This window comes from Mesorhizobium sp. CA6 (assembly GCF_020165035.1).
In the GTDB taxonomy this organism is placed as follows: domain Bacteria; phylum Pseudomonadota; class Alphaproteobacteria; order Rhizobiales; family Rhizobiaceae; genus Mesorhizobium.
In genome coordinates this window covers 38,309-60,780 of record NZ_JAIUHI010000026.1, presented here as the reverse complement: position 1 = coordinate 60,780, position 22,472 = coordinate 38,309, and the positions used below count along the sequence as shown (strand labels likewise).

At 64.2% G+C, this 22,472-nt stretch carries 19 protein-coding genes; 8 read left to right on the top strand and 11 right to left on the bottom strand.

The window, feature by feature from the left end:
• The first annotated feature begins 118 nt into the window (after positions 1-118).
• The 3 genes from LB526_RS27725 (at position 119) to LB526_RS27715 (ending at position 3,288) form a co-directional block, all read left to right on the top strand.
• On the top strand, positions 119-1,042 hold the full coding sequence (locus LB526_RS27725; RefSeq protein WP_095765915.1) for a sulfite exporter TauE/SafE family protein: 924 nt from the start codon (positions 119-121) through the stop codon (positions 1,040-1,042).
• Positions 1,042-1,833 (top strand): TIGR02186 family protein, encoded by a 792-nt coding sequence (locus LB526_RS27720; RefSeq protein ID WP_224630440.1) that lies wholly within the window; start codon positions 1,042-1,044, stop codon positions 1,831-1,833. The genes LB526_RS27725 and LB526_RS27720 overlap by 1 nt, the downstream gene beginning before the upstream one ends.
• A gap of 198 nt (positions 1,834-2,031) precedes the next feature.
• Positions 2,032-3,288, top strand: coding sequence for an Hsp70 family protein (locus LB526_RS27715; protein WP_224630439.1), 1,257 nt, complete (start codon positions 2,032-2,034; stop codon positions 3,286-3,288).
• Positions 3,289-3,577: 289 nt separating this feature from the next.
• Here the strand turns inward: LB526_RS27715 and LB526_RS27710 are convergent, their stop codons facing one another.
• On the bottom strand, positions 3,578-4,465 hold the full coding sequence (locus LB526_RS27710; RefSeq protein ID WP_224523420.1) for a LysR substrate-binding domain-containing protein: 888 nt from the start codon (positions 4,463-4,465) through the stop codon (positions 3,578-3,580).
• 124 nt (positions 4,466-4,589) lie between these two features.
• Between LB526_RS27710 and LB526_RS27705 the strand changes: the two genes are divergently transcribed.
• Genes LB526_RS27705 through LB526_RS27690 form a run of 4 tightly spaced genes read left to right on the top strand, consistent with a single transcriptional unit; the run spans position 4,590 to position 9,347 of the window.
• Entirely contained in the window at positions 4,590-4,748 is a 159-nt protein-coding gene (locus LB526_RS27705) for a hypothetical protein (protein WP_224523418.1), read from the top strand.
• Positions 4,745-7,675 (top strand): molybdopterin oxidoreductase family protein, encoded by a 2,931-nt coding sequence (locus LB526_RS27700; RefSeq protein ID WP_224630438.1) that lies wholly within the window; start codon positions 4,745-4,747, stop codon positions 7,673-7,675. Before LB526_RS27705 ends, LB526_RS27700 begins: the two co-directional genes overlap by 4 nt.
• On the top strand, positions 7,672-8,406 hold the full coding sequence (locus LB526_RS27695; RefSeq protein WP_224630437.1) for a 4Fe-4S dicluster domain-containing protein: 735 nt from the start codon (positions 7,672-7,674) through the stop codon (positions 8,404-8,406). Before LB526_RS27700 ends, LB526_RS27695 begins: the two co-directional genes overlap by 4 nt.
• A gap of 2 nt (positions 8,407-8,408) precedes the next feature.
• Complete coding sequence (locus LB526_RS27690) at positions 8,409-9,347, top strand: dimethyl sulfoxide reductase anchor subunit family protein (RefSeq protein ID WP_224630436.1); 939 nt, start codon at positions 8,409-8,411, stop codon at positions 9,345-9,347.
• A 3-nt stretch (positions 9,348-9,350) separates the two neighbouring features.
• Here the strand turns inward: LB526_RS27690 and pdeM are convergent, their stop codons facing one another.
• From pdeM to LB526_RS27665, 5 genes are all read right to left on the bottom strand, one after another.
• The gene (gene pdeM, locus LB526_RS27685; RefSeq protein WP_095765921.1) at positions 9,351-10,067 is read right to left on the bottom strand and encodes a ligase-associated DNA damage response endonuclease PdeM; all 717 of its coding nucleotides are present in this window, start codon (positions 10,065-10,067) and stop codon (positions 9,351-9,353) included.
• Between the two features lie 18 nt (positions 10,068-10,085).
• On the bottom strand, positions 10,086-12,617 hold the full coding sequence (locus LB526_RS27680; RefSeq protein WP_224630442.1) for a ligase-associated DNA damage response DEXH box helicase: 2,532 nt from the start codon (positions 12,615-12,617) through the stop codon (positions 10,086-10,088).
• 272 nt (positions 12,618-12,889) lie between these two features.
• On the bottom strand, positions 12,890-13,750 hold the full coding sequence (locus LB526_RS27675; RefSeq protein WP_224630435.1) for an NlpC/P60 family protein: 861 nt from the start codon (positions 13,748-13,750) through the stop codon (positions 12,890-12,892).
• Between the two features lie 37 nt (positions 13,751-13,787).
• Positions 13,788-14,138 (bottom strand): MarR family winged helix-turn-helix transcriptional regulator, encoded by a 351-nt coding sequence (locus LB526_RS27670; RefSeq protein ID WP_040985896.1) that lies wholly within the window; start codon positions 14,136-14,138, stop codon positions 13,788-13,790.
• A gap of 68 nt (positions 14,139-14,206) precedes the next feature.
• Entirely contained in the window at positions 14,207-15,571 is a 1,365-nt protein-coding gene (locus tag LB526_RS27665; protein ID WP_224630434.1) for a leucyl aminopeptidase family protein, read from the bottom strand.
• Positions 15,572-15,693: 122 nt separating this feature from the next.
• Between LB526_RS27665 and LB526_RS27660 the strand changes: the two genes are divergently transcribed.
• Positions 15,694-16,521, top strand: coding sequence for a tetratricopeptide repeat protein (locus LB526_RS27660; RefSeq protein ID WP_224630433.1), 828 nt, complete (start codon positions 15,694-15,696; stop codon positions 16,519-16,521).
• 149 nt (positions 16,522-16,670) lie between these two features.
• Here the strand turns inward: LB526_RS27660 and LB526_RS27655 are convergent, their stop codons facing one another.
• The 5 genes from LB526_RS27655 to LB526_RS27635 all read right to left on the bottom strand — a co-directional run bounded on the left by LB526_RS27655 (position 16,671) and on the right by LB526_RS27635 (position 22,458).
• Positions 16,671-17,687 carry a type II secretion system F family protein gene (locus LB526_RS27655; RefSeq protein WP_224630432.1) on the bottom strand — a complete coding sequence of 339 codons (1,017 nt, stop codon included), beginning with the start codon at positions 17,685-17,687 and terminating at the stop codon, positions 16,671-16,673.
• A gap of 13 nt (positions 17,688-17,700) precedes the next feature.
• On the bottom strand, positions 17,701-18,714 hold the full coding sequence (locus tag LB526_RS27650) for a type II secretion system F family protein (protein ID WP_095765926.1): 1,014 nt from the start codon (positions 18,712-18,714) through the stop codon (positions 17,701-17,703).
• A 155-nt stretch (positions 18,715-18,869) separates the two neighbouring features.
• Positions 18,870-20,366 carry a CpaF family protein gene (locus tag LB526_RS27645; protein ID WP_224523403.1) on the bottom strand — a complete coding sequence of 499 codons (1,497 nt, stop codon included), beginning with the start codon at positions 20,364-20,366 and terminating at the stop codon, positions 18,870-18,872.
• 31 nt (positions 20,367-20,397) lie between these two features.
• Entirely contained in the window at positions 20,398-21,681 is a 1,284-nt protein-coding gene (locus LB526_RS27640) for a CpaE family protein (RefSeq protein WP_176476963.1), read from the bottom strand.
• Between the two features lie 45 nt (positions 21,682-21,726).
• A complete protein-coding gene (locus tag LB526_RS27635) occupies positions 21,727-22,458 on the bottom strand; it encodes a CpaD family pilus assembly protein (protein ID WP_095765929.1) in 732 nt (243 codons plus the stop codon).
• Positions 22,459-22,472: the final 14 nt, after the last annotated feature.

Genomic DNA, 22,472 nt, shown 5'->3' with positions numbered 1-22,472 from the left:
CCCCCCCCCCCCCCCCCCCCCCCCCCCCCCCCCGGCGCAAGAAAAAATTGGCTTTTCGGTGCTTTACTGTCCGGGGACGGCACTGTGCGCCGGCAGACAAACTGATCGAGACAGACGGGTGGGCATCTATCTCCCGATCGCGGAAATTTCCGTCAACATCTTCGTGCTGCTCGCGATGGGCGCCGCGGTGGGTTTCCTGTCGGGCATGTTCGGGGTCGGCGGCGGCTTCCTGATCACGCCGCTTCTGATTTTCTACAACATCCCGCCGGCAATCGCCGTCGCCACCGGCGCAAACCAGGTCATCGCCTCCTCCTTCTCCGGCGCGCTTTCACATTTCAAGCGCGGCACGCTCGACTTCAAGCTGGGCGGCGTGCTTTTGGCCGGCGGCATTGTCGGCTCGACGGCCGGTATCTTCGTCTTTGCGCTCTTGCGCCGGCTCGGCCAGCTGGACCTGTTCATCTCGCTGCTCTACGTCGTGCTGCTCGGCACGGTCGGCGGGCTGATGCTGTTCGAAAGCGTCAACGCGCTGCGAGCCAGCCGCAGCGGCGCCGCGCCCGTGCTCAAGAAATCCGGCCAGCACAACTGGATCCACCGGCTGCCGTTCAAGATGCGCTTCCGCGCCTCGAAGCTGTTCGTCAGTGTTATCCCTGTGCTCGGGCTCGGCGCCGGGATAGGTTTCCTGTCGTCGATCATGGGCGTCGGCGGCGGCTTCATCATGGTGCCGGCGCTGATCTATCTGCTCAAGGTGCCGACCAATGTCGTCATCGGCACCTCGCTGTTCCAGATCATCTTCACCTCGGCCTATACGACGCTGGTGCATGCCACGACCAACCAGACGGTGGACGTGATCCTGGCCTTCCTGCTGATGGCCGGCGGCGTCGCCGGCGCGCAATATGGCGCCAAGGCCGGCCAGAGGCTACGCGGCGAACAGCTGCGCGCCCTTTTGGCGATGCTGGTGCTGGCCGTCGCCATCCGCCTTGCCGCCGATCTCTTCGTAACGCCGCCCAATCTCTATTCGCTGTCCGCCGCGGGGCTCAACTGATGGCGGCGCGACGAGCATTTGCAGCCGCCGTCTCGTTGTCGATGCTCTTTGCCCTTTCCCCGGCAACAGCGCAGACGCCGCCCACCGAAAGCATCCAGATCGGCCTGTCAACCGACGCCATCTCGATCACAGCGGGTTTCTCAGGCGCCGACCTCACGATCTTCGGATCGCTGGAAAATCCCGACCCGCTGATCGCGCGTCAGGGGCGCTACGACGTGATCGTGGTGCTTGAAGGGCCGCCAAGGCCGGTCGTCGTCCGGCGCAAGGACCGGGTGCTCGGCGTCTGGATCAACCTGGACTCGGAGACGTTCGAGAACGTGCCGGTTTCCTATTCCGTCGCGACGACGCGGCCGCTGCAAGACATAGCCGAGCCTGCCAAATACAAGCAGCTCTCGCTCGGCGCGCAGAACCTCTACATGAAGCCCGCCGACGAGACCGACAGTCCGGCAACGATCGAGGAATTCACCGCCGCGCTCCGCGACCGCAAGGCGGCGACGGGCCTCTACAGCGAGAATGTCGGCGGTGTGCAATTTCTGTCGCAGAACCTGTTTCGCGCTACCGTGCGGCTCGCGCCCAACGTGCCGGTCGGAACCCATAAGGCCCGCGCGTTCCTGTTCAAGAGCGGGATGTTCGTCAAGGAAAGCTCGGCCCAGCTCGAAATCCGCAAATCCGGCTTCGAGCAATCGGTCTTCCGCGTCGCGCATGACGATTCGTTCCTCTACGGCGTGTTTGCGATATCGCTGGCCATGCTGACCGGCTGGCTGGGCCGGCTCATCTTCCGCAAGGATTGATGCTTCGGGAAGAATCGGAAGACCCGTTTTCCGTTCAAAACAGGGTTTCCCTTTTCCCGGTTTTGCGATACATCGCCGCCTCCCAGCCTAGGGACAAGCACAGACATTTCGATCGGCAGAGCGGTCCGGCAATCCGGATGACGGCGCGCAACGCGTCGCCGACGATATGCCGCCATGAAGCAAAGACAGGAGGCTGCGATGCGATCGGCATTCGGCGGCATCGATTTCGGCACGTCCAATTCCACCGTGGGCGTGATCCGCGACGGCCGGGCGCGGCTGGTGGCGCTGGAGGGCGAGCAACCCACTCTGCCGAGCGCCGTGTTCTTCAACTTTGAGGACGGCTACACCTATTTCGGCCGCCGTGCGATCAGCGACTACACCGACAGCATCGAAGGCCGGCTGATGCGCTCGCTGAAGAGCGTGCTTGGCAGCTCGCTTGCCAACGAGAAGACGCGCATCAAGGCACGCCAGATCGGCTTCATCGACATCGTCGGCCTGTTCATCGACCACCTCAAGAAGCGGCTGGAAGAAGATGCCGGCGGTCCGGTCGACAACGTCGTGCTGGGCAGGCCCGTGCAATTCGTCGACGACGACGCGGCTGCCGATGCGAAGGCGCAGGGTGAATTGGAAAAGGCGGCGCGCGCGCAAGGCTTCAAGCACATCGCCTTCCAGTTCGAGCCGATCGCGGCGGCGCTCGATTACGAGCAGAAGGTTTCCCGCGAGGAGCTGGCGCTGATCGTCGACATGGGCGGCGGCACCTCCGATTTCTCGATCGTACGAGTCTCGCCGGAGCGCGCCCGCTCGACCGACCGCAAGGCCGACATATTAGCCAACCGGGGCATCCATATCGGCGGCACCGATTTCGACCGGCTGCTCAGCATCGCCCATGTCATGCCCGAGCTCGGCTATCTGACGCGGACCAAGGACCACAAGCGCAATCTGCCGGCCGCCTATTTCATCGACCTCGCCACCTGGCAGCGCATCAATCTCGTCTACACCGCCAAGGCGATGACGGATCTGAGGCAGATCCGCTATGAGGCCGAGCGTGCCGATCTCGTCGACCGCTTCATCCATGTCGTCGAGCATCGCTACGGCCATGCGCTGGCGGGCTTGGTCGAAAGGGCGAAGATCGCGCTCACGGACCAAGCCTCGGCCGAAGTGAAGGTGTCGCTACCCGGCGCGCGCTTCGCGGCCGAGATCACGCGCGCCGGCCTCGAGGAGACCATTGCGAGCGATATCGAACGCGTGGCCGCGACGGTCAAACAGACGATCGCCGACGCCGGCATCCCTGCTTCGGCCATCACCGCCGTGTTCCTCACCGGCGGTTCGACCGCCATCCCGCTGGCGAAACGGCAGATCCTGGCGCTGGTGCCGCAGGCATCGGTCATCGAAGGCGACATGTTCGGCTCGGTCGGCCTGGGACTCGCGCTGGATGCGCAGCGGAAATTCGCGTGAGGGCTGGAGCTTGACTAAGACGCCAGTCACTTCGTCATCCACGGGCGGAGCAAGGAGCGAAGCGACGCGGCGCAGACCCGAGGATCCATTCCGTGACTTTGAAGCGTTGCTCCGGTGCAGAATTCTGCTCCGCTGCATTCCACGTCGAAGGTCACGGAATGGATCCTCGGGCCTACGCTCCGCTTCGCGTCGCTCCGCCCGTGGATGACGAAGTTCGGAGGCTTTCGGCTAATCGCGAGCGTTCGCAATGATCAGCATCCAAATGACATAGTTCGGATGCCGCCTGGGCTCAGCTGGCCCTTCCACCCAGATGCGCCTTCAGCGCCATCTGCGCGAGGCTCGCCTGGCGGTCGCGGTGGGTGATCATGGCGAAGTCGCGCTTCGGCAATTCGACCGGCACGGCCCTGAGGCTGCCTTCCGCCAGGGAGCGCGCGACCACCAGTTCCGAGATGATCGTCGCCCCTGCGCCGGCCTCGACCGCCTGACGCACGGCCTCATTGCTGGGCAGGACGAGGAAAATCTGCAACTCGGCCGGCGGGACTCCCTGGCTAAGCGCGAAATCCTCCAGCGCCTCGCGCGTGCCCGACCCGCCTTCCCTGATGATCCAGCGCAGCGCCCTGATGTCGAGGTTCCCCGCCCGCGTCATCGGGATTTCGGGATGCGCGCGCGCGACGACCAGCATCGGACGGTCTTCGTCGACCGTGGCGCGGCGCAGGATGTCGGACTCGGTGCGGCCCTCGACCAGTCCGAAATCGGCCCTGCCGTCCAGCACATTGGTCTCGACCTGCCTGGTGTTGCCGATTGTCACGCTGAGCTTCACGGCAGGATAGGCCTCGTGGAAGGACGCCAGGCGGCGCGGCAACCAGTAGCTGGCGATGGTCTGACTGGCCGCGATCGACAGGCTGCCGGCGACGGTCTGCGAGACATCCTCCAGCACGCCACGGGCCGCCACGGCGCGATCCAGAACCGCCTTCGCCTCCGGCAGGAAGCGGTGGCCGGTCTGGGCCAGCTCGATGTTGCGGCCGACCCGGTTGAACAGGCGCACGCCGTGCTGGCTTTCGAGCGCGCGAATGGCAGCCGACGCCGCCGACTGCGAGATGCCGAGCCGCTCGGCAGCCTTGGTCATATGGCCGTGCTCGGCGACAGCGACGAAGATGCGCAACTGATCGAGTGTCATGGGCTAACTAAGAAGCAAAATCGATCGGAATTACAAGAGCTGCTTGTTAGACGCATCAATAGCTTTGTTCTAAGTTTTTACAGGAAATTGGAAAAAACTGGTCGTCAGAGGCCAAGAGCGGGAAATGGCAGGGCGCTTCAAATCCCTATTCGCGCATTGGAGCCGCCGGCTGAAGCGGCAGCTCGCCGGTGAGCGCTATCATCCCGAGCTCCACTACATGCGCGGCCCCGGCCCCAAGACGAAGGCCAAGATGGCGAGCGGCAAGAGCGTTCGCGGATCATGAGCAGGGCCGAGCCGCGCGGCGCCAATTCCGCCCCCTCGCAACGGCCGCTGGCGGACAGCCGAGCGCCGGAGGAGGGCGATGGCGTCGAGACCTCGCCAAGCGTCTCCGACCGCATCGCCAAGACCACCTGCTACATGTGCGCCTGCCGCTGCGGCATCGACGTCCACATCAAGGACGGCAAGGTACGCTACATCAACGGCAACAAGGACCATCCGGTGAACCGCGGCGTGATCTGCGGCAAGGGCAGCGCCGGCATCATGCAGCATTACAGCCCGGCGCGGCTGAAGAAGCCGTTGCTGCGCACAGGTCCGCGCGGCTCCGGCGAATTCCGCGAGATCGAGTGGGAGGAAGCGCTGACCATCGCCACCGAGAGGCTGTCGGCGATCCGGCGCACCGACCCGAGGAAGCTTGCCTTCTTCACCGGGCGCGACCAGTCGCAATCGCTGACCGGCTGGTGGGCGTCAAAATTCGGCACACCCAACTTCGCCGCCCATGGCGGCTTCTGTTCGGTCAACATGGCGGCCGGCGGGCTCTATACGATCGGCGGCTCGTTCTGGGAATTCGGCGAGCCCGACTGGGACAACACCAGATACTTCATGCTGTTCGGCGTCGCCGAGGACCATGATTCCAACCCAATCAAGATCGGCCTCGGCAAGCTCAAGGCACGCGGCGCCAAGGTGGTTTCGATCAATCCCTGCCGCACCGGCTACAATGCCATCGCCGACGACTGGATCGGCATTCGCCCCGGCACGGACGGCCTGTTCGTGCTGGCGCTCGTCCACGAACTGCTCAAGGCCGGACGCGTCGATCTCGACTATCTGCTGCGCTACACCAACGCGCCCGTGCTGGTCGTGCAAGAACCGGGATCCGCCGATGACGGGTTGTTCGTTCGTGACGACGGCGGCAACCCGCTTGCATGGGACAGGATGGCGAAGCGGCCGGTCAACGCAGCCGACCCCGAAGCAAAGCCGGCGCTGACCGGCAGCTATGAGGCAGGCGGGCGGCGTTGTGTGCCGGTCTTCCAGCTCATCGCCGAACGCTATCTCGACGAGACGTACTCGCCGAACGCAGTGGCAGAGCGCTGCGGTGTTGCCGCCGACACGATCCGGCGCATCGCGGCTGAGCTGGCGCATGTCGCCTTCGAGCAGCCGATCGAGCTGCCGATCGCCTGGACCGATTGGGCCGGCCGGCGACACGAGACGATCAAGGGACGACCCGTCTCGATGCATGCCATGCGCGGCATCTCGGCCCATTCCAACGGCTTTCACACCTGCCGCGCCATCCATCTGCTGCAGGTTCTGCTGGGCACCGTCGATGTTCCAGGCGGTTTCCGCTTCAAGCCGCCCTACCCGCGCCCGGCGCCGCCGGAGCCGAAGCCATGCGGAAAAAACGTTCGGCCGATGACGCCGCTGGACGGCATGCCGCTCGGCTTCGTCTGCGGCCCGGACGATCTTCTCGTCGACGAGGCCGGCCGGCCCACCCGCATAGACAAGGCCTATTCCTGGGAAGCACCCCTGGCCGCGCACGGGCTGATGCACTCGGTCATCCGCAATGCCTGGGCCGGCGATCCTTATCCGATCGACACACTGATGATGTACATGTCGAACATGGCGTGGAACTCGTCGATGAATACGGTCGAGACCGTTCGTATGCTGACCGACAAGGACGAGGCGGGCGCCTACAAGATCCCGTTCATCATCTATTCCGACGCCTATTATTCCGAAACGGTGGCTTTCGCCGATCTGGTGCTGCCCGACACCACCTATCTCGAGCGGCACGACTGCATCAGCCTGCTCGACCGGCCGATCAGCCATGCCGACGGTCCGGGCGACGCCATCCGCCATCCCGTGGTGCAACCGGACCGCGACGTGCGGCCGTTCCAGTCGGTGCTGATCGAGCTCGGCGCGCGGCTTGGTCTGCCGGGCTTTGTCGACGAGGACGGCTCAGCCAAATACCGCGACTATGCCGACTACATCGTCAACCACGAGCGCACGCCCGGCATCGGCCCTTTAGCCGGCTGGCGCGGCGAGAATGGCGGCTCGATCGGCAGGGGCGACGTCAACCCCAACCAGCTGCAGCGCTACATCGACAATGGCGGCTTCTGGCACCACGATTTTTCCGACGACCAGCGCTATTACAAAATGGGCAACCGCGCCTATCTCGATTTCGCGGTCGAAATGAGTTTCATTTCCAAGGCCGAGCCTATCGTCTTCCAGCTCTACTCGGAGCCGATGCAGCGGTTCAGGCTTGCCGGGCGCGGCCATGGCGAGGTGCAGCCGCCGGACGCCGAGCGCGGGCGCATCGAGGCCTATATGGACCCGCTGCCCTTCTGGTACGCGCCCTTCGAGGACAGCACCGTCGACCTGCAAAAATATCCGCTGCATGCGCTGACGCAGCGGCCGATGCACATGTACCATTCCTGGGGTTCTCAAAATGCGTGGCTGCGGCAGATCACCAGCCAGAACCGCCTGTTCGTGCATAGGCAGACCGCCACCGGTCTTGGCCTTTCCGACAACGACTGGGTGTGGATCGAAAGCCTCAACGGAAGGGTGAAGGGCCAGATCAAGCTGGTCGACGGCGTGAACCCGGACACGGTGTGGACCTGGAACGCGATCGGCAAGCGGCGCGGCAGCTGGGGCCTGAAGGACGATGCGGCGGAGAGCAATCGCGGTTTCCTGCTCAACCATATCATCGACGACCAGACGGCGACGAACGCCAACGGCAAGCGCTACTCGAATTCCGATCCGGTCACCGGACAGGCCGCGTGGTTTGACGTGCGCGTGCGGATCGTCAAATGCGCGGCGGAGGAAGCCGGCTTCACCGAGCCGCATTTCGAGCGTTTTGCACAGCCACCGCATTTCGAGCCATCGCCTGACGTGCTTCGCTTCGGCACGGAATTCCGCATGAAGAGGGAAGCTGCCGAATGACCTGTCTTCCCGCGCAAACCGATAAGAAACTCGGCCTCGTCATCGACCTCGACACCTGCGTCGGCTGCCAAGCCTGCGTCACCGCCTGCAAGGAGTGGAACACTGGCGGCCATATGGCGCCGCTGACCGACATCGACCCCTATGGCGGGCATGTCGACGGCGTCTGGTTCAACCGGGTGCACAGCTACGAGCACATGACGGAATTGGGCAGCCGCACGGTGAACTTCCCGCGCTCCTGCCTGCATTGCGAGCAGCCGGCCTGCGTCACCGTCTGCCCGACCGGCGCCTCCTATAAGCGCGCCTCGGACGGCATCGTGCTGGTCGACGAAGACAAGTGCATTGGCTGCAAATTGTGCAGTTGGGCCTGTCCTTACGGCGCGCGTGAATTCGACACCGATGTCGGCGTGATGAAGAAATGCACGCTCTGCGTCGATCGGATCTACAACGACAATCTGGCTGAGGAGGACCGGGTGCCCGCCTGCGTCGCCGCCTGCCCGACCAGCGCCCGGCATTTCGGCGACCTCGGCGATCCGGCCTCGGCGATTTCGCAGCTTGTCGAGGAGCGTGGCGGCGTCGCGCTGATGCCGGAGCTCGGCTACAAGCCGACCAACCGGTATCTGCCGCCGCGCGCCCGTAGCGAACGCGCTGCGAAGGTCGACGCGGCGGCGCTGGAGCCGATCAAGGCCGAGGGCGGGTTCCTCGGCTGGATCGACCGCATGCTTTCGAACTAGCCATGCATCCCGCCTTCTCGGTCGTCTTCTTCACCACCGCCACCGGGGCAGGCTACGGCCTGCTCGCGCTGCTCGGCCTGCTTGGCGGATCTGGCGTGATCCCGGCCGATTTCTGGCTTGGCCTTGTCGGCATGGGGCTGGCGCTCGGTCTTGTTGTTGCAGGCCTGCTCTCCTCGACCGGCCATCTCGGCCGCCCTGAGCGAGCCTGGCGCGCTTTCTCGCAATGGCGCAGCTCGTGGCTGTCGCGCGAAGGCGTGGCCTCGGTCGCCACCTTCATTCCGGCCGGCCTGTTCGGCATCGGCTGGGTGTTGCTCGGCAGGAGCGGCGGCTGGGTAGCGATCGCCGGCCTGCTGGCGGCGGCAGGCGCGGTCGTGACAATCTGCACGACCGCCATGATCTATGCTTCGTTGAAGCCGATCGCGCAGTGGCACAGTCGCTATACTTTGCCGGCCTATCTCATCTTCGCGGTGATGACCGGAAGCGTTCTTGCCAACGCCTTGCTCCAGGGGTTCAAGCTGGGTTCAACGGCGATGCCGATCTGGGCTCTGCTTGCCACGCTCGCCGGCTGGGGCTGGAAGCTTGCGACTTGGCGCTACAATGACCGGCTGGAAATCCCGACCACCGCCAACACAGCGACCGGCCTTGCCGGCGGCACGGTGCGTTCCATCGAGTGGCCGCACACGGAAGAGAACTATCTGCTGAAGGAAATGGGATTCCGCATCGCGCGCAAGCATAGCGCCAAGTTGCGGCTGATCACGCAGGCGCTGGCATTCGCAGTGCCAGCCATTCTGCTGGCGATCGCGTACTTCCTGCCAGGGCCCTTAAGCGCAATTGCGTCCATGCTTGCAGCCGTCGCGCAACTCGCCGGCATGCTGGTCGAGCGCTGGCTGTTCTTCGCCGAGGCGAAGCACACGGTCACCCTCTATTACGGCAGGGAGTAAGTTTCAGCCCGGCCTGAGCATCGAGCCGGAGATAGCAAAAATGCGTTCGGCGCCCAGCATATAGGCCATTAGCGTCTCCAGCCGGAACAGGCCGGCATAGGCGCGGTCGAGAACGTTGAGCGAGCCGGTATAGGCGCCGAAGGCCGGCATGATCATGCGGCCGCCATCGCCGGCAAAGCAGCGCCGCCTGACCGAGCGCCCGCGCTGAACGATGCGCGCGCACGGATGGAGGTGGCCTGATATCTCGCCCTCCACCCGGACCTTCGACGGCTCGTGACGGAAGAGCAGCGAGCCGATGGCGAGTTCCCGCACGGTCTCGCCCGGCAGGTCGGCTGGCGCATCCGGGTCGTGGTTGCCGGCGACCCAGAACCAGTCGCGGCCGGCCATCATCGCCTCCAGCCTTTCGCGGAAACTCAGATGCATGCGCTCGGCACCGCCGCCGTCATGGAAGGAATCGCCCAGGCTGACGACGATGCGCGGCTGATAGTCGGCGATCACCGCCTGAAGCCGCAGCAGGGTGGCCCCGGTGTCGTAAGGCGGGATCAGCGCGCCGCGCCTGGCGAAAGAAGAGCCTTTTTCGAGATGCAGATCGGAGACCGCGAGCAGCCGCAGATCGGGGAAATAGAGCACGCCGCGCCGGTCGCAGACCGCGCGCTCGCCGGCGATGCCGACAGGGTCGGCCTCGGCGATCAGCGTTGCGCGCGACAGCGAAAAATTCATCCCCTCTTAGGCCTTCTTTCAGTCCGCCATCTCCGGCCCCATGGCCTCTTCGACGAGCGTGGCGGCGTCCATCAGCAGCGTCTCGTCTGCCTCGCCATTCACCGGCATCTTGCCGATTTCAAGCATGATCGGCACGGCCAACGGCGATATCTGCTCAAGGTTCTTATGCATGATTCGACCGCGGATGCGCGAGAGCATCTCGGCAAGTCTGCTGACATCGAGCAACCCGGTCGCGGCATCCGTACGGGTGGCCTGCAGCAGAATATGGTCGGGTTCATGGCTGCGCAACACGTCATAGATCAGGTCTGTCGACACGGTGACCTGGCGGCCGCTTTTTTCCTTGCCTGGGTGGCGCTTCTCGATCAATCCGGAAATCAGCGCGCAGTTGCGGAAGGTGCGCTTCAGCAGCCAGCTGTCGGCGAACCAGGCTTCGAGATCATCGCCCAGCATGTCCTGATCGAATAGCGTGGCCAGCGACGGTTTTCTGCTCTTGAACATCCAGCCCATGTCGGCCAGCGACCAGATGGCCAGCGCGTAATCGGTGGCCACGAAACCGACTGGCTTCGCGCCCGCCCGATCCAGCCGGCGGGTGAGCAGCATGCCCAGCGTCTGATGGGCAAGCCTGCCTTCGAAGGGATAGGCGACGAGGTAATAGCGGTTGCCGCGTGGAAAAGTCTCGATCAGCAGATCATCGCGTTTCGGCAAAACGGACTTGTCCGCCTGAAATCTTAACCAGTCAGCGACCTGCTCAGGCAGTTTCTTCCAGCGTTGCGGGTCGTCGAGCATGGCCCGCACCTGCTCGGCGAGATAGGTCGAAAGCGGGAATTTGCCGCCGCCATAATAGGGCACCTTCGCGTCGCTGCCGGGCGCGTTCGAGACGAAGCACTCGTTCTCGCGAATGCCTTCGAAGCGCAGGATCTTGCCACCGAACATAAAGGTGTCGCCGTGGCTCAAAGTCTCCAGGAATGCTTCCTCGATCTTTCCCAACACCCTGCCGCCGCGAGAGGCTGTCCCCCTGCTGCCGGCCTGGACGTAGCGCACATTGAGCGCCGGCACTTCGATGATGGTGCCGACATTCAGCCTGTATTGCTGGGCGACGGCGGGATTTGACACCCGCCACAAGCCTTCCTTGGTCTGTCGGATGCGGGCATAGCGCTCGTAATTTCTCAGCGCGTAGCCGCCGGTGGCGACGAAGTCGATAACCCGGTCGAATGTCGGCCTGTCCAGGCTGGCGTAAGGCGCGGCCGTCCTTACTTCATCGAACAGCGTGTCGGCATGGAACGGCGCCCCGCAGGCGCAGCCCAGCACGTGTTGAGCCAAGACGTCCAGCCCGCCATTGACAAGCGGCGGCGTGTCCTGGGCGCCGAGATAGTTGGCATCGAGCGCCGCCCGGCATTCCAGCACTTCGAAGCGGTTGGCCGGGATGAGAATCGCCTTTGAGGGCTCGTCCATACGATGGTTGGCACGGCCGATGCGCTGCGCGAGCCGGCTGGCGCCTTTCGGCGCACCGACATGCACGACCAGATCCACATCGCCCCAGTCGATGCCGAGATCCAGCGTCGAGGTAGCGACGATGGCGCGCAAAGCGTTTTCGCCCATGGCCTTCTCGACGCGGCGGCGCTGGGCGACATCCAGCGATCCGTGATGAAGCGCGATCGGCAGCGTGTCTTCGTTGACGCGCCATAGTTCCTGGAACAGCAGCTCGGCCTGGCTGCGCGTGTTGACGAACAGCAGCGTGGTCTTGTGCCGCTTGATCTCGCGGTAGATCTCAGGCGTGGCGTAGCGGGCGGAGTGACCGGCCCAGGGCACCCGCTCTTCCGAGTCGAGGATCGATATCTCGGGCTTCGCGCCGCCGGTGACGACGATGAGCTCGGACATGGCGCCTGGAGAAGCCTGGCTTACCAGCCAGCGCCGCAACTCGTCCGGCTCGGCCACCGTGGCCGACAGGCCTATGGTTTGCAACCCGGGCACAAAGGCGCGCAAGCGCGCAAGGCCGAGCGCCAGCAGATGGCCGCGCTTCGAGGTGACAAGCGAATGCAATTCGTCGAGCACGACATAGCGCAGGTCCTCGAAGAAGCGCTTTGCGTCGTTCGAAGCGATCAGCAAGGCGAGTTGCTCGGGCGTGGTGAGCAGGATGTCGGGCGGCGCCAGCTTTTGCCGCTGGCGCTTGTGCGAAGGCGTGTCGCCGGTGCGCGTCTCGATGGTGACAGGCAGGCCGATCTCCTCGACCGGCTTGCCGAGATTGCGCTCGATGTCGACGGCCAGCGCTTTCAGCGGCGAAATGTAGAGTGTGTGGATGCCGCGGCGGGCTTCGCCCGGCTTTCGCTTGGGACGGCTGGCCAGCTCGGTCAGCGAGGGCAGGAAGCCGGCCAATGTCTTGCCGGCGCCGGTCGGCGCGATCAGCAGCACCGATTGGCCGCTTTGAGCCTTCGACAGCAGCTCGAGCTGATGGACGCGCGGCGACCAGCCCTTTTCGCCGAACCATCTGACGAATGGCTCAGGCAGCAGGACGGCGGCATTCTGCTCGGCAAGGCGCGGCTGCTCGGTCACGCGCAAGAGGTAGCGCGGCAGCAAGCAATCGCCAAGGAAAATCGGAACAAAAGGGGATCAGCGCGATTCTTCCTTCCCCCCTTGTGGGGGAAGGTGGATTGCCGCGTAGCGGCAAGACGGATGAGGGGTGCTGGAAGAAACGAGACCTGACTAGATAAAGGTGCTAAAGACGCTTAGCTCTTCAACGTAGCGATCCGTCCAGCACCCCTCATCCGTCTCGGCGCTGCGCGCCGATCCACCTTCTCCCACAAGGGGAGAAGGGGAGGCTGGCGCTACGGCCTCCGAAACCCAGTCGGACCGCCATAAAGATAGCCGATGCGGTCGACAGCCTCTTTAAGGCCCTCACGCGAGACGAGCATGGTGTGGCCGTTGGCGTGGATCATGTCTCTTTCGTCGGTCATGATCGCGACGTGGCCTTTCCAGAAGACGAGATCACCGCGCCGGAGACCTGAATAGTCCGGACCCGGCTCAAACGGCGTGCCGATCGACGCCGCCTGCATATCGGAGTCGCGCAGCACATCCTTGCCCGTCATGCGCATTGCCAACTGCACGAGGCCGGAGCAGTCGATGCCGAAGCCCGAGACCCCGCCCCAGAGATAAGGCGTGCCGAGGAAGCTTTCGGCGACCGTGACGTAATCCTCGGCCAGCTCGGCGATCGGCCGCAGATGGCGGGCGACGATCGACTGGCCGGAGGGCAGCAGCGCATAATGCGTGCCGCGCGTTTCGGCCGAGCCGGTCACCGTCACGGTCGACCCCATCGACAGCTGCCCGCTCATCGGGAAACGCAAATCGGGGCCCGGATAGAGGAAGGTGCGCGGCACGGAGACGACATGCGTGGGCGCATGTTCGCGTGCCCCAATCAGATTGTCGGCCACATAGCCGACATAACCGTCGCGCTCGGCCTGCACCCAGGCCCAGCCTTCCGCGTCCTCGAAAACGAGCACGTCGTCGCCGAACAGCGCCTGCGTGTTGACGCCCGCGTCGGGGCGCGGCGCCTTGCGCAGATCGGCGATGGACGCCGTGATCCGCGCCGGGCGGCCGGTGACGAAGCGGTCGGCGGCGACCTCGCCCTTCAGCCTCGCATCGGCAAGGTCGGAGCGGAAGGCATGAAGGCGGGCATCCCTGGCGGTCAAATCGATAATCCAGTCATATCAGATAGGGCCAATGAGGTCAGATGGGCAGCTCGTGCGCCCGGGCGACGATACCATCGCCGAAGCGCTCGACAAAGAGCGCGCCTTCCACCGTGCGCCGGATCAGCACGTTGCGCTTGTCGAGCTCGTCGCGGTGGCGAGAGACCAGCTTCAGCGCGCCCATCGTGTCCAGCGCCCGGGTGATGACCGGCTTGGTGACGTTGAGCTTGGCGGCCAGCCCGCGCACCGTATGGGGCGGCGGATCGAGATAGATGGTGAACAGGATAGCCGTCTGGCGCATGGTGAGATCGGGCTCGCCGTCGCGCACCTGGGCCAGCATCACCTGCTGCCACAGTCGCAAGGCCTGGCTCGGGCGCATCGAGATCGACATCGCCCAAGCATGCCGGCAAATTGTTTCGGTTCCGTTTCAGTGACGATCTGCCACCTTGGTCTTTCGGCCTAGGCAAATCGCTGCGTAATTATCCGCTCCAGCGCGCGAATGCCTTGCGCTTCGCCGCCGGTCAGGCCGTAGGGTCGGTCGGCCGGGTTCCAGGCGAAGATGTCGAAATGCGCCCAGCTGTCGGTCTTCTCGACGAAGCGCTTGAGGAAAAGCGCGGCGGTGATCGATCCGGCAAAGCCGTCCGTCGTCACATTGTTGATGTCGGCGATCTTCGAGGAAAGCTTTGCATCGTAGGGGCGCCACAAAGGCATGCGCCACAGTGGATCCTCGACCGCGACCGACGCCGCGGCCAGGTCGGCGGCAAGCGTCTCGTCGTTGGTGTAGAAAGGCGGCAGATCGGGCCCCAGCGCGACGCGGGCGGCTCCGGTCAGCGTCGCCATGTCGACCAGCAAAGCGGGCTGCTCCTCATCGGCCAGCGCCAGCGCATCGGCCAGGATCAACCTGCCTTCGGCGTCCGTGTTGCCGATCTCGACCGTGATGCCCTTGCGGCTCCTGAGCACGTCGCCGGGCCGGAAGGCATTGCCGGCGATCGAATTCTCGACGGCGGGGATCAGCACGCGCAGCCGGACATTCAGTCTCGCCGCCATGATCATGGCGGCGAGGCCCAGCACGTTGGCGGCGCCGCCCATGTCCTTCTTCATCAAAAGCATGCCCGACGACGGCTTGATATCGAGGCCGCCGGTGTCGAAGCAGACGCCCTTGCCGACCAGCGTCACCTTAGGCGCGTCGGCACGTCCCCAGCTCATGTCGATCAGCCGCGGCGCGCCGGTGGAGGCCCGGCCGACGGCGTGGATCATCGGGAAATTCCGCATCAGCAGATCGTCGCCATGGATCACCGAGATATCGGCGCCGTGGGCGGCCGCCAGTTTTCGGGCGGCTTCTTCCAGTTCGACCGGACCGAGGTCGCTGGTCGGCGTGTTGACGAGGTCGCGTGTCAGGAACACGCTGTCGGCGATGCGGCGGAGATGCGCCGCGTCGGCGCCCTCCGGAAGCGCGAAGCGCAAAGCCTTGCCGGGCTTCTTGCCGTAGCGAGTAAAGACATAGCCGCCGAGGACAAGCGCGAGCGCCGCGAGATCGGGTTGCGCCGGGCGCGACGCGAAATGCCAGTCGCCCTCCGGCAACGCCCTTGCGAGCGCGCCGAGGGCAAGAACGCTCTCGCCATCGCCTGTGCCGAACAACGCGCCGGCAAGGCCGCCACCCTCGCCCGGCAAGACCAGCGTGCGCCCTGCTTCGCCGGAAAAACCGTTGGCTCTTGCCCAGGCGATGGCGGAGGGCGGCAGTGCCGCGGCTTCAAGGGCGTCCTTCGCCACCAGATAAACAGGCAAGGCGGCTTCCGGCTTCTGCTCAACGAGTTCGACAGGCATGCGATGATCTCCGGCCGAACCGTCCGAGTCGGCGCTTCTTAACGGTCCGTTAGGGTTAACAGAATATTTCTGCCGGAGGGAAGACGGCCAGCCAATGGCCGCACAGGAATGGAGACCGGGCGATGCCGACCGAAGCGTTGAACCTTACAGCCAAGCGTCTGATCACCACGGCTTTCATGGCGGCGCTGGCGGCCAGCGTGGCGGGTTGCGGCAGCACCAGCAAGTTCACCACGGGCTCCATCTCCCGCTCCGACAACAGGCCGCTGGAAACGATGTCGTCCGGCGAATTGCGTACCGCCACGTCCAGGCTCGGCCAGTCCTATGCCCGCAATCCGGGCGACAAGCGCATCGCGATGAATTTCGCGGCGGCACTGCAGATGGATGGCGATGCCGACCAGTCTCTGGCGGTGATGCGCAAGCTGGCGATCGCCTATCCCAAGGATCGCGAGGTGCTTGCGGCCTATGGCAAGGCGCTCGCCGCCAACGGCCAGTTCGAACCGGCCCTCGATGCCGTGCGGCGCGCGCAGACGCCCGAATATCCGGACTGGAAGCTGGTGTCGGCGGAAGCCGCCATTCTCGACCAGATGGGACAGAAAGACGAAGCGCGGCAAGACTATCGCAAGGCGCTGGAACTGAAGCCGAACGAGCCTTCGGTGCTGTCCAATCTCGGCATGTCCTATGTGCTCGAAGGCGACCTGCGCACGGCAGAAACCTATATGCGCTCGGCCGCGCAGCAGCCCGGCGCCGACAGCAGGGTGCGGCAGAACCTCGCGCTGGTTGTCGGTCTGCAGGGCCGCTTCGACGAAGCCGAAAAGATCGCCTCGCAGGAACTGTCGCCCGAACAGGCGCAGGCCAACGTCGCCTACCTGCGCCAGATGCTTGCCCAGCAGAACGCCTGGAGCCAATTGAAGGATCAGGACAAGAACAAGGCGAAGGTCGCCACGAACTGACCGCGGACGGCATTGCCAAATCGACCACCGTTGAAATCAAAAAAGCCGCGCGGATCCCGCGCGGCTTTTTGATTTGAAGCGAACGGCCCTACCTCTTTGTTTTTACGCAATTCCGGACGGAAAACCGCTCGACACTTTTCCTGGAAGCTTTACTGGCTCGAGGAGCTGTGCTGGTCGCCGAAGATGCCGCGCTGGCTGACCTGGATGCCGGCCGGTCCCAGAATGATGGCGAACAGAACCGGCAGGAAGAACAGGATCATCGGCACGGTAAGCTTCGGCGGAAGTGCCGCGGCCTTCTTCTCGGCGGCGTTCATGCGCATGTCGCGGCTTTCCGAGGCGAGCACGCGTAGCGCGTGCGCCACCGGCGTGCCGTAGCGTTCGGCCTGGACCAGGGCCTGGGACACCGACTTTACCGATTCCAGGCCGGTGCGGCTTGCCAGGTTCTCATAGGCGTTCTTGCGGTCCTGCAGATAGGACAGCTCCGCATTGGTGAGCACGAATTCCTCGGCAAGCGCCACCGACTGCGCGCCGATCTCGTCGGCAACCCTGCGCAGGGCCGCTTCCACCGACATGCCGGATTCCACGCAGATCAGCATCAGGTCGAGCGCATCCGGCCACGCCAGCTGGATCGACTGCTTGCGCTTGGTCGCGCGGTTGTTGACGTAGAGGATCGGCGCGTAGAAGCCGCCATAGGCGACAACGACACAGACGAACAGCTTGATGAAGGCCGGCTGCTGCGGCAGGCCGCCGAGCATGAACAGATAGATGGCCGCCAAGGCAAAACCGACGAATGGCAGGACCAGGCGGAAAAAGAGGAAGCGCGTCAGCGGGTTCTGGCCGCGGAAGCCCGCGACCTTGAGCTTCTGGATCGTGCTTTCATCGGCAAGCGCGCGCCTGAGATCCAGGCGGTCGACGATGTTGCGCATGCCGATGGACTGTTCCTCCCGCAGGCCCTTGCGGCGGCGGTCGGCCTCGTTGGCCAGCCGCGCACGCTGCTCGGCGCGCATTTTGTCGCGTTCGAGCGCCACGCTTTTCATACGCGACTTGAGCGACGTGCCGCCGAACGCCGGCATGAGCGTGAAGACGGTCGCGAACACGGCGATGCCGACCAGCATCGCGATCAGGAAAGAAGGGTCGGTGAGTGTTTTGACGACCTGCTCTGTCACCGGATCCGCGCCCCTACACTTCGAAGTTCATCATCTTGCGCATCACCAGGATGCCGATCGACATCCACACACCCGAGCAGCCGAGGATCAGGTTGCCGACGTTGGTGGTGAACAGCGGCATGATGTAGTTCGGGCTCGACAGATAGACGAGGAAGGCGACGACGAAGGGCAAGGCGCCGATGATGACGGCCGATGCCTTGGCTTCCATCGACAGCGCCTGGACCTTGGCCTTCATCTTCTTGCGGTCGCGCAGGACGCGCGAAAGGTTGCCCAGCGCCTCGGACAGGTTGCCGCCGGCCTGCGACTGAATCTGGATGACGATGCCGAAGAAGCCGGCTTCGCTGCACGGCATCGTCTCGGGCATGCGCATGGCGGCGTCGGGCACCGACATGCCCATCTGCTGGGAATCGACGATGCGGCGGAACTCGGACCGGACCGGTTCGGGCGATTCGTTGGCGATCAGGCGGATCGCATCGTTGAGCGGCAGGCCGGACTTGACCGCGCGCACGATGATGTCGAGCGCGTTCGGAAATTCTTCCAGGAAGGCCTTGGTGCGACGTGTGCGGCGAAACGACACGAACCAGCGCGGCAGGCCGAGGCCGCCCACCAGCAGGGCACCGGGCAGCGCCCATAGAGGCGCGCCGAGGAAAAAGAGAACGGCCGTCAGGATGATCCCGCAGACAGCGGAATAGATATAGAAACGCTCGATCGGAACCTGCATGCCGGCTTGGCGGATCTGAACCTTCAGCGGCGGTTTCTTGACGTTGCGATCATTGGCCTTCTGCTTCTCGTCGAGCTGCTTCAGCGTGTCCTGAACATTTTTTCGCCGCTTGACCGCCTCCGCGGCGCGGTCGCGCGTCGCTTTCACCACCGACCGGTCCGTCTCGGCTGTCTTGATGGTCTGAAGCCGTTTGCCGGCCTGCTTCTCGTTGTCGATGCGCGTGAACAGGAAAGCATAGGCCACCGCGCCGGCGCTGAAGCCGGCAAGCACGATGAAAGCCAGTACGGTGGTGTCAATTCCGAACATCGACCGGGGTCCCTAGGGCATTTCGCCGTTCCAAGGAAACGGCGAACCGTCCTGTCTCTTTGCCTTGACGCAATTGCGGACGGAAAGTTACGGCGAAGTCACCGAACTCGACCGCATCACGCCTTTCCTGGAATTGCTTCCAACCTCCAGATGCATCAGTCAGCGCGTTTCTCCATCGCCTCGAGCGCATTGGCGAGGCGCTGCTCCTCGCCATAATAGCGGGCGCGGTCCCAGAAATGCGGGCGGCCGATGCCTGTCGACACATGCTCGCCGACCAGCCGGCCGCCGGCGTCTTCACCCTTGATGTTGTAGAGCACAAGGTCCTGGGTGATGATGACGTCGCCTTCCATGCCGACCACCTCGGTGATGTGGGTGATGCGGCGTGAGCCATCGCGCAGGCGAGCCGCCTGGATGATCACGTCGATCGAGCCGACGACGATCTCGCGCACCGTCCGCTGCGGCAGGGAATAGCCGCCCATGGCGATCATCGATTCGATACGATTGAGGCATTCGCGCGGGCTGTTCGAGTGGATCGTCCCCATCGAGCCGTCGTGACCGGTATTCATCGCCTGCAGCAGGTCGAATACCTCCGGTCCGCGCACTTCGCCGACGATGATCCGCTCCGGCCGCATGCGCAGGCAGTTCTTGACCAGGTCGCGCATGGTCACCTCGCCCTCGCCCTCCAGATTGGGCGGCCGGGTTTCGAGACGGACCACATGCGGCTGCTGCAGCTGCAGTTCCGCCGAATCCTCGCAGGTGATGACGCGCTCCTCGCGGTCGATATAGTTGGTCAGACAGTTGAGCAGCGTCGTCTTGCCGGAGCCCGTGCCGCCCGAGATGACGACGTTGCAGCGGACGCGGCCTATGATCTTGAGGATTTCCGCGCCTTGCGGCGAGATGGCGCCGAACTTGACCAGCTGGTCCAGCGTCAGCTTGTCCTTCTTGAACTTGCGGATGGTGAGCGCGGTGCCGTCGATCGACAGCGGCGGCGCGATGACGTTGACGCGCGAGCCGTCGGGCAGGCGAGCGTCGCAGATCGGGCTCGATTCGTCGACGCGGCGGCCGACCTGGCTGACGATGCGCTGGCAGATGTTGAGCAGCTGCTGGTTGTCGCGGAAACGGACGCCGGTCTGTTCGACCTTGCCGTTGACTTCGATGTAGACGTTCTTGGAGCCGTTGACCATGATGTCGGCTATGTCGTCGCGGGCAAGCAACGGCTCCAGCGGTCCATAGCCCAGAACGTCGTTGCAGATGTCCTCGAGCAGCTCTTCCTGCTCGGAGATCGACATCGCGAAGTTCTTGATCGCGATGATGTCGTTTACGATGTCGCGGATTTCCTCGCGCGCGCTTTCGGGATCGAGCTTGGCGAGCTGCGACAGGTCGATCGTGTCGATGAGCGCCGAAAACACCTGGCTTTTGGTATCGTAATAGGTCTCGGAGCGCTCGCGCTGGACCCTTCTTGGCGGCTCCGGCGCCATAGGCGGCGCCTCGACGGGCCGGCGCGCCGGCGGCGTGGCCGGCGTGCCGGACGGCGGCGCGACCGGTCGTTCGGCCGTCATCGTCCCGGTTGGAGCGGCGGCGGGAGCGGATGCCGGCGGACGGAATTCGGGCGTTGCCCGGCCGCCGTCGTCTTTGCCTCTTTTACCAAACATGATCGACTACCCGATGCCGCTCAAATCAGCGTCACTTTTTGTTGCGCGAGAGCTTGCCGAGGATCGAGCCCAGGCCTGCTTTCTTCCTTGTCTTGATTTCGCTGCGTCCGGTCAGCACATGCGCTATTTCATTGATGGTGGTCACGACCGGGCTCTTGGCGTCCATCTCGGAGAGCATGCGGCCGTTGTTGGCGGCATTGCCGAACAGCAGCGGTTCGAAGTTGATCACCGCCATCGGCGTGATGCCGAGCGGTTCGGCGAAATCGGACGCCGCGATCTCGGGCCGTTTCGGCACGCCCGCCTGGTTGATGATCAGCTTCGGCGGCGGATCGTTCGGACGCAGCCGCTTCAGCATGTCCACCATGTTTTTAGTGTTGCGAAGATTTGCGAGCTCTGGCGTGGCCGTGATGACGATCTCGTCCGCCTTGATCAGCGTGCTCTTGGTCCACCCGCTCCAGACGTGCGGGACATCGAGGACCAGCAGAGGCGCGCTGCGCTGCGCTGTCTCTATGATCTGCGCGAAGGCCTCGGACTCGAAATCGTAGACGCGCTCGAGCGTGGAGGGAGCCGCGAGCAACGACAGATGCTCGGCGCATTGCGCAAGCAGACGGTCCAGATAGACCTCGTCGACCCGCTCCGGTGAAAACACCGCCTCGGCGATGCCTTGCGCCGGATCCTGATCGAAATTGATGTTGGCGGTGCCGAAGGCGAGATCGAGATCGGCGATGACGACCTCGGACTTGAACAGGGAAGACATCGCCCAGGCGACATTGTGAGCGATGGTCGAGGAGCCGACGCCGCCCTTGGCGCCGATGAACGCGATCGAGCGGCCGATCGGCTCCGAATCCGGATCGACGAAGATCGACGACACGACACTGACGATGTCTGTCATCGAGACCGGCGCGATGACATATTCGGAAATGCCCGAACGGATCAGCTCGCGGTAGAGCCCGACATCGTTGTAGTGGCCGATAACCACGACCTTGGAGGACGGATCACAATATTCCGAGAGGTGGCCGAGCTGTTCAAGCAGCTGCTGCGGTTCGCTGCGCGATTCCAGCAGGATCAGGTTCGGTGTCGGCGCGGACTGGTAGAATTCGATCGCGGTCGGGATGCCGCCCATATGAACCTTGAGATGGGCCTTGGCCATCCGGCGATCCTCGCCGGCGCGCTCGACGGGGTTGGCGACCCCCTCGGTCTCGCAGAAGGCCTGGATCGAAATGCGCGGCACGGGGCGCAGCGCCTGCATGGCGGCGATGTCCTGCTGCGAAAGGTCGCCGGTTTCCGCGGGCGTGTCGTAGGCAAGATTGCTCATCGTCATGCTCTTTCCGTGACTGCTTTCTTCGTCGTCCGGCGCAGCTTAGTAGGTTACTTCCGAATTGCCGAGGAACTCGTCCGAGATGCCCCTCTCGCGGTACCTGTCGATCACCGCGCCGCGATTTTCGGCGTCGATGTCGGACTGTTTGCGCGGCCCGATCAGATCGTTGGGATTGGCGATTTGAGCCGCGAGGTTGTTCTGATAGGAGCAGCCGAAGTCGGCGTAGTGCTTGTTCTGCGACGTCTCCAGGATGTCCTCGGGCCAACGCCCGCATTTGTCGGTCTGGGCCCTCACTGCGACGAAGGCGACGCGCACCGGCGCTGACGCCTCCGGCACCGCCGACTGATAGGATGTCATGACGATACGGTTGCGCTTGACGCCTGCTGCCATGGCGAGCCTGGCAAAATCGCGACCGGCGGCACGGGCGGCAAGCTCATTGGCGGACCCGGCCGGCATCGCGATCGTCAGCGCCGGCGCGGCGCTCTTGTCGTAGCGGTCGAGAAAACCGAGCAGCGTATCGCGCTGCGCACCGGTCATGCCGCGATCACCGGCGCCGACCGGCAGGTCAATCTTCTGGTTCTTCTCGGCAATGACGATCGGATGGGTCGTGCGGTAGTCGTCCGGGATCGACCCGACGGTCACGCTGTCGCGATTGGCGCAACCTGCGAGCGACGCGGCAAGCATGACCGCCAATGCCGGGACCACCTGCCGACGGATCCTTGCGATACCGGATGCTGTCCGGACCGTCATGACCTTCGATGCTGACTTGGACATATCCGCATTCCCAC